The 12,319-nt window shown below is 40.1% G+C and carries 10 protein-coding genes; 6 read left to right on the forward strand and 4 right to left on the reverse strand.

Annotation, left to right across the window (positions count from 1 at the left end; translation table 11 throughout):
- Nucleotides 1-446: 446 nt before the first annotated feature.
- Both LP107_RS12325 and lnt read right to left on the reverse strand, forming a co-directional pair.
- Nucleotides 447-935: a flagellar basal body-associated FliL family protein gene (locus LP107_RS12325; RefSeq protein WP_112742679.1), complete on the reverse strand. Its 489-nt coding sequence runs from the start codon at nucleotides 933-935 to the stop codon at nucleotides 447-449.
- 197 nt (nucleotides 936-1,132) lie between these two features.
- Nucleotides 1,133-2,764 carry an apolipoprotein N-acyltransferase gene (gene lnt / locus LP107_RS12330; RefSeq protein ID WP_078274864.1) on the reverse strand — a complete coding sequence of 544 codons (1,632 nt, stop codon included), beginning with the start codon at nucleotides 2,762-2,764 and terminating at the stop codon, nucleotides 1,133-1,135.
- Between the two features lie 200 nt (nucleotides 2,765-2,964).
- On the opposite strand from lnt, the gene LP107_RS12335 reads away from it, so the two are divergent.
- From LP107_RS12335 to LP107_RS12350, 4 genes are read left to right on the forward strand one after another with little or no spacing between them, the layout of a single operon-like run.
- Nucleotides 2,965-5,817 carry a valine--tRNA ligase gene (locus LP107_RS12335; RefSeq protein ID WP_115368724.1) on the forward strand — a complete coding sequence of 951 codons (2,853 nt, stop codon included), beginning with the start codon at nucleotides 2,965-2,967 and terminating at the stop codon, nucleotides 5,815-5,817.
- 53 nt (nucleotides 5,818-5,870) lie between these two features.
- On the forward strand, nucleotides 5,871-6,755 hold the full coding sequence (locus LP107_RS12340; RefSeq protein ID WP_078274859.1) for a DNA adenine methylase: 885 nt from the start codon (nucleotides 5,871-5,873) through the stop codon (nucleotides 6,753-6,755).
- 1 nt (nucleotide 6,756) lies between these two features.
- The gene (locus tag LP107_RS12345) at nucleotides 6,757-7,599 is read left to right on the forward strand and encodes a type II restriction endonuclease (RefSeq protein WP_078274860.1); all 843 of its coding nucleotides are present in this window, start codon (nucleotides 6,757-6,759) and stop codon (nucleotides 7,597-7,599) included.
- 1 nt (nucleotide 7,600) lies between these two features.
- The gene (locus LP107_RS12350) at nucleotides 7,601-8,422 is read left to right on the forward strand and encodes a DNA-methyltransferase (protein WP_078274861.1); all 822 of its coding nucleotides are present in this window, start codon (nucleotides 7,601-7,603) and stop codon (nucleotides 8,420-8,422) included.
- A 152-nt stretch (nucleotides 8,423-8,574) separates the two neighbouring features.
- Here the strand turns inward: LP107_RS12350 and LP107_RS12355 are convergent, their stop codons facing one another.
- On the reverse strand, nucleotides 8,575-9,276 hold the full coding sequence (locus tag LP107_RS12355; protein ID WP_078275358.1) for an IS1 family transposase: 702 nt from the start codon (nucleotides 9,274-9,276) through the stop codon (nucleotides 8,575-8,577).
- 97 nt (nucleotides 9,277-9,373) lie between these two features.
- On the opposite strand from LP107_RS12355, the gene LP107_RS12360 reads away from it, so the two are divergent.
- On the forward strand, nucleotides 9,374-10,492 hold the full coding sequence (locus LP107_RS12360; RefSeq protein WP_078275203.1) for an IS256 family transposase: 1,119 nt from the start codon (nucleotides 9,374-9,376) through the stop codon (nucleotides 10,490-10,492).
- A 16-nt stretch (nucleotides 10,493-10,508) separates the two neighbouring features.
- Nucleotides 10,509-11,420, forward strand: a complete 912-nt coding sequence (locus LP107_RS12365) for a DUF5655 domain-containing protein (protein WP_078275224.1) — start codon at nucleotides 10,509-10,511, stop codon at nucleotides 11,418-11,420.
- Here LP107_RS12365 and LP107_RS12370 read toward each other — a convergent pair.
- A complete protein-coding gene (locus LP107_RS12370; protein WP_264676077.1) occupies nucleotides 11,404-12,318 on the reverse strand; it encodes a histone deacetylase family protein in 915 nt (304 codons plus the stop codon). The genes LP107_RS12365 and LP107_RS12370 overlap by 17 nt on opposite strands.
- Between the last annotated feature and the right edge of the window lies 1 nt (nucleotide 12,319).

Consider the following 12,319-nt stretch of genomic DNA (forward strand, 5'->3'; position numbering starts at 1 on the left):
CAAAGATTATGCCAATATTGGGGGCGTATTGAATATGAATAATATTAAACTCCCTGCAAAACCAGTTTTCCGTTCACCCTAAGCTTATCAAAGAGTAGTGGAAAACAGGTAGATTTTCCAATCTCACCATGAACGGTTTTTAATTTGGAGTTTTGTAGGAAATTTATTAGGGCGTGTTGAACATTGATAACATTCTTATAGATATGGTAAAAGTTGACAATTTCAATCCATTTTTGCATGAAAAATGGCTAAATCTTGTTTTTTATTACAAATGTTAAAGTTCAACACACCTTTGTACATGATAACAAATTTTACAAATGATTGCTGAAAAATTTGGATAAAGTGCAGGATTTACCTCATCGATTCAAGTTTATTACCTTGTCAAATACAAACAAAAAACCCACCCCAAACTGACCTTTAGCATGGCGTGGGTTTATATCCGCCAATCAGTTGGCTGTTTTTTCTGCTTTTGGCTCTGCTTCGGCAGTTGCTGTGTTGTCGGCAGCTTTATCTTCGGCTGTTGTGTCATGTGGTGCACCGCTTGTTGCCACGTCACTGGCAACAGGTTTATCCTCTACCACTTTGTCTTGGACAGGTGTTTGGGCATCGCCATTTGAATCCGCTACTTGGGCAGCTGCTTCTTGCTCTGAGGCGGGGCTGGCAGGAGTATCTGCGGTCGCATCCGGTGCGGTCGCTTCTGCCACAGCTTCTGCTTTTTGGGCATCAGTCGGGTTTGCCTCTTTTTGAGCAAGTTCATCCAAGGCTCTGCCCGCAGGTGTGGCTGAGACGATTGCAGGCTCATGATTGCCTGCTGGGCGTAACCATGCAAAAACGGCAATACCGCCGATAATCACCAAAAGTAGAACCACGCCAATCAAAGCATGAATGATTTCTTTGGTTGGGTTGTTTTCAGAAGCATCATGTGCGTGTGCCATAAATCACCTGTCGTGTTGATGGGTTTGATTTAACCATTTATTTGGCATTTGATTTTATTTAACATTTTAAAAATCACTCATCAAATGCGTGAGTTTTGTTTTTAAACGAAATAAACTTTGCCCTATTATATACCAATTTTTACCATTTTGTACAATCCCCCATTAAAATTATGGGTAATTTTTACATTTTTATGCCATCAATCTCGCACACCCTCACCCTGATAATACAGCTCATGACTGGCATCATAGCGACTTTGGCGTTTGACGATAAAGCTAAGCCCGACCAAAATGAACGCCAACAGCAGTATCGGGTAACTGCCCCATCGCATAAAAGGCGTCACCCCCGTCATCATTGGCACCTCCCCACGCAGGACGGTCGGCACAAAGGGGGTCGCTTGGCTGACGATACGTCCCTTATCATCGATAAAAGCCGTCACCCCCGTGTTGGTCGCTCGTGCGAACCACCGCCCTGTCTCCATGCTTCGCATTTGCACCATTTGTAGGTGCTGCAAAGGGCCTGCACTTGTGCCAAACCATGCATCATTTGAGACGGTCAAGAGAAATTGGGTGTCTTTGGCATTTTTGCGAGTGGTGTCAGGGTATGCCACTTCATAGCACACCGCCGACCCCATGGGCTGATTTTTGACCAGTAGTGGCTTTTGGTTGTCATCGCCACGGCTAAAACTGGCCACATCTTGCATGCCTGCCAAATCAGGTAAAATATTCAACATCCCCTCAAAAGGAATGTACTCGCCAAAAGGGACAAGATTTTGTTTTTTATACAGACCGCCACTGTCCTCGCCCAGTGCCAACACACTGTTATACAAATGCGGATATTCTCGTGTGGCAGGGTCAAAGTTTTCCACATCCTTATAGGGAATGCCCATGACCCACGTCGCCCCCTGCATGCGCGCGTGCGTATGCACCTCGTTGATAAACTCCCACGCCTCATCTTGGAACATGGGAATGGACGCCTCAGGCCACACCACGACATCTTGCCCCCACTCGCTCGCTGACAGCTCGGCATAGATTCTTAGGGTCTCGTAGCGGTACTCGGTCAGCCATTTTAAATCTTGGGGAATATTGCCCTGTATCAAGGACATGGATAGTTTCTCGCCCGTAGGGGTGGTCCATTTGGGGCTGATGACCCACATCATCATGGCAAACAGCACCAAAAAAGCACTAATGAGCAAAAAGCCCAGTTTTTGGCGAAAGACTTCCACCACACTCGCCCCGAACAGCACCGCCACAAAGCTAATGGCAAGCACCCCGAACATCGGTGCCAGTGAACTTATCCATGCCACATCAGTAAAGGCATAACCCACAAACAGCCACGGAAAACCAGTCAGTAACCATGTCTTTGCCCATTCTTGTACCACCCACAACGACGCAAATGCCAACGGCTGACGACCCACAAAACGCACAAATGCCCACGCCATGACCGCATGAAACAGCCCCATGATAAACGCCATCAAAGCTATCATGATAAGGGCAAGCCATGTCGGGATGTTGCCGTACTCATGAATGGATGTGTAGAGCCAAAACGCACCCACCGCCCACAGCCCAAACCCATACGCCTGCCCTATCCAAAACGCACGCCCTGCCCTATCTTCACCCACTAGGCAAGCGTATAGCACCATGGGCGAGAGTACGGCTATCGTCCATAGCTTATAGGGAGCAAGCGACAGTGAGAACATCGCCCCTGCCCCCAGACATAGCAGGATAGGAATGATGAGCGGTAGGTGTTTTTTGGTGGCGATTTTTTGGCGAGTGGCACGCTTGGCGATGCCGACGGTTGGTGTGGTGACAGGGTTTGATTGGTAAGTCATGATAAACAGTTGGAGCAAATAACCGCTTATTTTAGCAAATTTTTGGGGCAAATGCTTATCTTTTCATTTGCAATCCAATCTGAGTATACTGTCAAAATTACTCCAATAAACAAAAATACCCTTTCCCAAACCCCCAATTTTACGGTAAAATTAGGGGTTTTTATTTTTATAGTTAATTCAAAGCATTTAAAGGTACTCTCATGACCCTACCCACCACCTACACCCCGTCCGACATTGAACAAAAATGGTACACCACTTGGGAAGACAAGGGCTATTTTCGCCCCACCCTTGATAAGCCAAAATCCTTCTCTATCGCAATTCCTCCGCCAAACGTAACAGGCTCGCTCCATATGGGACATGGCTTTAACAACACCATTATGGACGCTCTGACTCGCTTTCATCGCATGAAAGGCTACAACACCCTATGGCAACCAGGTACCGACCACGCTGGTATCGCCACGCAAATGGTGGTGGAGCGTCAGCTAGGCTTAGACGGCATTAGCCGTCATGACTTGGGGCGTAAGAAGTTCATTGAAAAAGTGTGGGAATGGAAAGGGCAGTCAGGTGGCAACATCACTCGTCAAATCCGCCGTCTAGGCTCGTCCGTGGACTGGTCTCGTGAACGCTTTACCATGGACGATGATTTGTCCAAAGTGGTCAAAGAAGTCTTTGTCCGCCTGTATGATGAAGGGTTGATTTATCGTAAAAAACGCCTTGTCAATTGGGACTGTAAATTAAAAACCGCCATTAGTGATTTGGAAGTGGAAAATCGTGATGAAAAAGGCTTTATGTATCACGTTCGCTATCCTTTTGCCGCTGGGCAAACGGACGCCAATGGAGCAAGCCTTGACGGCAAGTATATGCACATTGCCACCACTCGCCCAGAGACCATTTTGGCAGACGGCTGTTTGGCGGTACACCCTGATGATAAGCGATATACGCACATTTTGGGCAAAATGGTTCACGTGCCTTTAACCGACCGTGTCATTCCTGTGCTGGCTGACCCTTATCCTGACCCTGAATTTGGTACAGGGTGCGTAAAAATTACCCCTGCCCACGATTTTAATGACTATGAAGTGGGCGAACGCCAAAACATTGAGATTATTAACCTAATGAACCTTGACGGCACGATGAACGAAAATTGTCCGCCTGCTTATCAAGGGCTTGACCGCTTTGACGCTCGTAAAAACATCATTGCCGACCTAGAAACGCACGGCTTTTTAGAAAAAGTAGAACCCCACGAATTAAAACGCCCCTATGGCGACCGCTCTGGTACAGTCATTGAACCATTACTTACCGACCAATGGTATGTCAAAATTGATGAGCTTGCTAAACCTGCGATAGATGCGGTGCAAAATGGCGATATTAAATTTGTCCCAGAACAATATACCAATATGTACATGGCGTGGATGCGTGATATTCAAGACTGGTGTATCAGCCGTCAGCTGTGGTGGGGACACCGCATTCCTGCGTGGTATGATGATAATGGCGGTGTCTATGTGGGGCGTGATGAAGATGAAGTGCGTGCCAAATATAACTTGGGCGATACCTCCCTTCGTCAAGATGAAGACGTGCTAGATACTTGGTTTAGCTCCGCTTTGTGGACGTTTAGTACGCTGGACTGGACAGGGACGGACGCCGACTTTGACAATGCCATTTTACAAAATTTTCACCCCACAAGCGTCCTAGTTACAGGCTTTGACATCATTTTCTTTTGGGTTGCCCGAATGATTATGATGACGCTTCATTTTGTCAAGGATAAGGACGGCAAGCCACAAGTGCCATTTCATACCGTCTATGTACACGGCTTGGTGCGTGATAGCGAAGGGCAAAAGATGAGTAAATCCAAGGGCAACGTGCTTGACCCCTTGGATTTGATTGATAGTATTGACCTTGAAAGTCTGGTCGCCAAACGCACGACAGGGCTGATGAACCCCAAAGATGCCGCTAAAATCGAAAAAGCCACTCGCAAAGAGTTCCCCGAAGGCATTCTTGCCTATGGCACAGATGCGGTGCGTTTTACCTTTGCAAGTCTAGCCAGTACAGGGCGAGACATCAATTTTGACCTAAAACGTGTGGAAGGCTATCGCAACTTCTGCAACAAAATTTGGAACGCCACTCGCTTTGTCTTGATGAACGTAGAAGGCAAGCCAATCAGCGACACGCTCCGCCCCGAGCTGTGGGAATTATCCGAAAAATGGATAATAAGCCGACTACAAAAATGCGAACAAGCGGTAAACTTGGCGTTTGAGACCTATCGTTTTGACTTGGCAAGCCAATCTATTTATGACTTTATTTGGAATGAATACTGCGACTGGTATGTGGAGCTTGTCAAGCCTATCCTAAACGATGAGAGCGTATCTGATGAGCGTAAAGCCGAGATTCGCCGTGTGCTGTTGTCAGTGCTGGAAGTCGCTTTGCGTCTCACACACCCCATTATGCCGTTTATCACCGAAGAGATTTGGCAAACGCTTGCTCCCATGCTTGGGCAGACAGGCGAGAGTATCATGCTCGCTCCGTTCCCTGTGGCGGACGATGAACGCATTGACGAGCAAGCCGAAAATGATATGGCATGGCTACAAAGCCTTATCGGTGCGGTGCGAAACATTCGTGGCGAGATGAAACTGGGCAATGCCGTACGTCTGCCTGTGCTACTACAAGGCGTAACGGACGAAGAGAGAGCAAGTCTTGCCCGCATTGAAAGCCAGTTTAAAGCCCTTGCTAAAGTTGAGATGCTAACCATTGTCAGCGATGATGACGAGATTCCATTGTCATCGCAAGCCTTGATTGGTTCGCTAAAAGTGCTGGTGCCGATGAAAGGCTTAATTGACCCAACCGCCGAGCTTAACCGCCTAAATAAAGTGCGTGAAAAACTCCAAGCCCAAGCGGATGCAATCAGCAAGAAGCTATCCAATGAAGGCTTTATCGCCAAAGCCCCGGCCCAAGTGGTAGAGGCAGAAAAGGCGAAACTTGCCGAGTTAGAAGGGCAAATTAGGGAGATTGAGAAGCAGGTGGGGCAGTTGATAGTTTGTAATCCCAACAACGGCAAATAGATTATTTTTATAATCTATTTGCTTAATGCACCACTTAATGATGAAAAAAGTAAATGAAACCTTTTATAAAATGGGCGGGCGGTAAGAATTCTTTGCTTGATGAAATTCAAAAACGCTTGCCTGATTTTGTTCACTCACAAGATTTTTGTTTGGTAGAGCCTTTTGTTGGTGGTGGGGCGGTGTCCTTATGGGCATTGTCCGATTTGCCACATCTAAAACAGCTTGTCATCAATGATTGCAATGCCGATTTAATCAATGTTTATCAAGTTATTAAAAACAACCCCGATGATTTGATAGGATATATTGAAAATTTGCAAAGTCATTATGATAAATTAACTGATTTAGAAAGTAAAAAACCTTATTTTTATCACAAACGAGATGTTTTTAATCAAAGAACCAGTAATGATATTGAGCAGGCAGGGTTATTTATCTTTTTAAACAAATCTGCTTTTAATGGCTTATATCGTGTTAATAAAAATAATCAATTCAACGTTCCCATTGGTAGTTATAAAAAACCAACTTTTGTAGATAAAGAAAATATTTTAAATATTTCAAAAAAACTACAAAACACCAAAATACTATCAGGTGATTTTGAATTGGTTTTGGCTCATTTGCCAAATAATTTTCCCTGCCTATTTTACCTTGATCCGCCTTATCGTCCGATTAGTGATACCGCAAGTTTTACTTCTTATTCTGATAATGGCTTTGATGATAATGAACAAAAACGCTTGGCAAATTTTTGTAAAAAAATAGATAAGTTGGGTCATTATTTTTTATTAAGCAATTCCGATCCAAAAAATACCAATTCATCTGATGAATTTTTTGATGAATTATATCAAGATTTTAAAATTGAGAGAATACAAGCTAACCGCACCATTAGTGCCAATAGTAATGGTCGCAAAAAGGTAAATGAAATTATAGTCAGTAACGGAGTTTAACATGAAATTAGCATTTGATGATTTTTTAAATAGTATGTCAGAAACCAATACTACTTTGGATTATTTTACTGATTTTGATAAAGTAAAAAAGAATGTCGCTCAAATTGAGATTCACTTAAACCAGCTTAATTATTTATTGGGAAAAGATGATTTAAAACAAGCAGTTTATGATTTATACGCCGAATGCCCAAATGCGTTTTCTATCTTAGAAATACTGATTGCAGTTAGAAAAAAGGAACAAAAGAAAAGCCTAGATGAAAAAGGTCAAGTGGTAACATTAAATAGCTACTTTCAATCAGCAGATAAAATTATAGATTTTCTTAACAATACAGGGCTTGCTGATGTATTTAGAGATAAAAACATCAAAAATTTAGTTGATTATGTGTTTGGCATTGAAGTGGGTTTGGATACTAATGCCCGAAAAAATCGTGGTGGAGACAATATGTCAAAAGCTGTTCAATTATTATTTGACAATGCAGATATTTATTATAAAAAAGAAGTCAGAAACACCATTTTTACAGACATTGAAAGCTTGGGAGCTGATGTCAAACAATTTGATTTTGTCATCAAAACCAAAAGAAAAACCTATGTAATTGAAACCAATTATTATAATAGTGGTGGCTCAAAATTAAATGAAGTTGCCAGAGCTTATACTGATGTTGCCCCAAAAATCAATCAATATTCGCAGTATGAATTTGTTTGGATTACCGATGGTCAAGGCTGGAAAACTGCCAAGAATAAACTACAAGAAGCCTATACTCATATACCTTCTGTTTATAATTTATATACTTTGCATGGTTTTATTGAACAGCTAAATAGCGAAGGTGTTATAAAGGATTGGTAAAATGAGAATAAAACCTTATTTTGAATCAGATGATAAAAACTTTAATATCTACCAGGGGAATTGCATTGATTTTATGTCGCATTTTCAGGATAATTCCATAGATATGATATTTGCCGATCCGCCCTATTTTTTATCCAATGATGGATTAACTTTTAAAAATAGCATTATTCAATCGGTTAATAAAGGCGAATGGGATAAAAATGACAATGAAGCTAGTATTTATAATTTTAATCATGAATGGATAGCACAAGCCAGACAATTATTAAAAGATAACGGAACCATTTGGATAAGTGGTACGCACCATAATATTTTTACCGTTGGTCAAGTATTAAAAGAAAATAATTTTAAAATATTAAATATAATAACTTGGGAAAAACCTAATCCACCGCCTAATTTTTCTTGCCGTTATTTTACCTATTCAAGTGAATGGATAATTTGGGCAAGAAAACATTCTAAGATACCACATTATTTTAACTATGATTTGATGAAAAAATTAAATGGCGACAAACAACAAAAAGACATATGGCGATTGCCTGCGGTGGGCAGTTGGGAAAAGACACAGGGTAAACACCCTACTCAAAAACCACTTGGGCTTTTATCTCGCATTATCTTATCATCAACCCAAAAAGATGATTTGATTTTAGATCCATTTTCAGGCTCTGGCACAACAGGTATTGCTGGTGTATTGTTGGATAGAAATTATATCGGTATTGAGCAAGAATTAGAGTTTTTAGAGTTATCAAAAAGGCGTTATCACGAAATCACACCTGTATTAAAAAATGAATTTAAACAAAAAATTCGTAAGCAGATTAGTGCTATTTAATTGCAATTAAGTCCTTAACCACCCTAAACACCACACTACGCCCCTGTACAATGACATCAATATCAGGGGCGTAGCCAAAAATCCATTTGCCAACTCCATAAATTTTTGTTAAAATTTGATTTATTATTTTTGGCTCTGGTCTAAAAAGTATGCTAAACCCAACCATAGTTAATATAATGAAACACCAACTCAAATGCTTTGAAATGGTTTTCTAGCTTTTTAGAAAAACAGCAAGTTCTCCTAAATGCTCGCCTGACGAAGGTTCTCAGTCTGGTGTTATTGCCTTCAATACCCACAGTAAAGCGTTTACCAACTTGTTTTAAAGAGTGCTTAAAGGCAGTTAAAAAGCTATCCCAATCATCACAAGCAATTTTGTTGAAAGTAATGCCTAGTTGGGTAAGTTGTATTTTGAGTTTTTTGGCAGTAGCAAGGTTTCGTTTGCCCCACACAAAAGCAACAATCTCACCTGTGCCTTTGTCATAAGCATAGATGAGCCAAACTTTGTTTTTCTTGTTACCAACATAAGTCCAAAACTCATCCACTTCTAAGGTGTCGTAATGTTGTTGTTTGGGTTTGATTTTGTGGTTGCTGTTTGTGAGTACACTTAGCACCTTTGCTTTGCTCACTTGTTCAATTACCACAATATCTGCAATGCTACACCCACGAGCAAGCATTAAGCGTATTTTGTTGTCTATGTGCGAATAACAGCCCTTGTAGCTTAGTTCTGACTGTTGGACAAACTGTCTGTGGCAATTTTTACAAAAATAATTTTGTTTGCCATAGCTTTTTACGCCATTTTTCTTTATACTATGACATAGGCAACTTGGGCAAGTAATGGTAATTGTCGTCTTCATAACCGTAAATTACCACTGTTTGGTTAAGTTGTCTTTTTAGTTTTTGTTACAGCATACTTTTTGAACCACTGCCTTATTTTTTAAACAATGGTAATTTATGACAACTAAAATTTCTGAACATATTATTGCAGAATTACTAAAAGATTGCAAAAATAACCAAGATTTATTGGGCGAAAACGGACTTTTAGCAAATTTACACAGTCAAATTATAGATAGTGCCATTCAAAATGGTATTTGTGCGTCATTAGATAATATTGATGAAAATGAATATTCTGATTATTTATTTGCCAAGTCATTAAAATTAAGTCATAAACAAACCATTGAATTAAAAGATGAAATTCTTTCCTTATATGCCAAAGGGCTAAGCCAATTACAAATTCAATCACATTTTAGAGAATTAAAAAACATTCATCTTACCGCAAATCATATCTCCACTTTGATAAATATGAGTATGTCTGATATGGAATTATGGCGAGATAGAAAATTAGACCCAATTTACCCAATTATTTATATGGATGCAATGCGAATTTTGGTAAAAGATAATGGCATTCAAAAGAAAAAGTCTGTTCATATTGTTTTGGGAATAAATTTAGAAGGGTGTAAAGAAGTATTGGGATTATGGATTGAAAATTATGAAGGAGCAAAAATATGGGCAAACATATTAAGTGAATTAAAAAATAGGGGTGTGCGAGATATTTTTATTGCTTGCTGTGATAATTTATCGGGATTAAGCAAATCCATCAATGCCATTTATCCTGATACACAAGTACAATTATGTATGGCACATCAAAAAAGAGCAAGTTTGGCGTGTGTCAAAAGAAAAGAACAGAGTCAATTAAGTAAGGACTTATTAGCAATCTACACTGCACCAACATTACAAAGTGCAGAAAAAAGATTAAATGAAATGGCAGACAAATGGCAAAATAATTATCCAGCAATGGTAAAATCTTGGTATCATAATTGGGAAAATTTAACGCCATTTTACGAGTACATTCCAGAACTTAGAAAAGTCCTATACACCACCAATGCAATTGAAAGTTTAAATTCTGGATTAAGAACAGTAGCAAAACGAGACAGAACTTTTGGTAGTGATCAAATCGCTTTAAATGCAATGTATTTATATTTAGAAGTTGCTAGAAAAAAGTGGACAATGCCGATTGCTTATTGGCAGTTAATACTCGGTCAATTTAAAATGCTATTTGATGAAAGATTTTAATTATTGGGAGTGTATAATGAATGTGTTTAATCTAAGAAATAATAATTTAACTCCCTTATCTGAAACCCCTTTTCTGCTAGAAAAAGAAATTCAAACCTTATGCGAAACTAATTTATCGCAAATTAGCGAGTTAATTTTTGTTAAATCCGAATTTAGCATTAAAAATAGACGCATTGATACATTAGCATATGACCCAGAAAATCAAAGTTTTGTTATCATTGAATATAAACGAGACAAAAATTATAGCGTGGTAGATCAAGGGGTTTCTTATCTTAATTTAATGCTAGAATATAAAGCCGAATTTATCATTGAATATAATGAAAGTCTCAATGAGAATTTAAAAAGAGAGGATGTGGATTGGTCGCAAAGCAAAATTATTTTTGTTGCTCCAAGTTTTACTGATGACCAAAAACAATCCACCAATTTTAAAGATTTTGCCATTGAATTATGGGAAATAAAACGCTTTAATGATATTGTCATCATAAATCCAATTTCAAAAAGCAAATCCGCACCAAGTATTAAACAAATAAAACCCAAAGAAATTAATAATGATAATGAGCTTGTTAATATTATTAAAGAAGCAAAAACTTACGATGAAGAATATCATTTGGAAAACAAATCTGATGATATTAAAGAATTGTATCAAGAGTTTAAAACTGCCATTTTAAATTTGGCAGATGACGTTGAAATAAAAGCCACCAAAGTTTATATTGGCTTTAAAATAAAATCCAACTTTTGTTCCATTGCCATATTAAAAGATGGCTTAAAACTTTGGATAAATGTCAAAACTGGCACATTAAAAGACGAAAAGGGTTTATCTCGTGATGTGAGCAATATTGGACATCACGGACTTGGCGATTATGAATTAAAAATTCATAATAATCAGCACAAAGAATATATTATGAGTTTAATCAAGCAAGCAATTTAAATATTTCTTGACTAACCCCAAACACCACACTATGCCCCTGTACAATGATATTAATATCAGGGGCATAGCCACCGCCCATCGTTACCACCGTTGGTAGTCGCCTATTAAACAGTGTTTCAATCACATACCGCTCTCTCTCGTACAGCCCATTCATCGTCAAATTTATCCGCCCAAGCCTATCGTCAGCCAGCACATCCACCCCTGCTTGATAAAACACAAAATCAGGGGCAAAGTCATCAAGTACTTTGGGCAAATGGTATTTTAACAGCGACAAATAGTCATCATCGCCCGTCCCGTCATCAAGCTCGATGTCTAGGTCGGACAGCGGTTTGATAAAGGGGTAGTTCTTTTTGCCGTGCATACTAAACACAAAAACATGGGGATTGTCCGCCATGATAGACGCATTGCCATTGCCTTGATGAACATCTAGGTCAAGGATTAAAATACGTTTGGCAAGTCCTTGATTTAAAAGCACATTACTCGCCACACAAATGTCATTTAAAATACAAAAGCCTTCCCCGCTGTCGGCAAAGGCGTGGTGCGTACCGCCCGAAGTGGACAGGCTAATGCCGTCATTTAATGCAAATTTGGCACATTCTATGGTTGCCCCAACTACCAGCCGTTCACGGTCTATCAGCTCTTTGCTCATCGGCAAGCCAATTTTACGGCAGTCTTTGGGCGATAAAGTCAGATTATCAAGGGCGTGCCAATAGTCGGCGGTGTGCGTGGTCAAAATCTCGTTCACGCTTGCCATTTTTGGGGTAAAAAACTGCTCGGGCGTGGCAATGCCGTCCGCAATCAGTTTTTTGGGCAAAAGTTCATATTTTGCCATGGGGAAACGGTGTCCATCTGGCAAGGGCAGGGCAAACTCGGGGCAATGAGCGATTTTAAAGGGCATA

This window comes from Moraxella bovis (genome assembly GCF_025985205.1).
Classification (GTDB): Bacteria; Pseudomonadota; Gammaproteobacteria; order Pseudomonadales; family Moraxellaceae; genus Moraxella; species Moraxella bovis.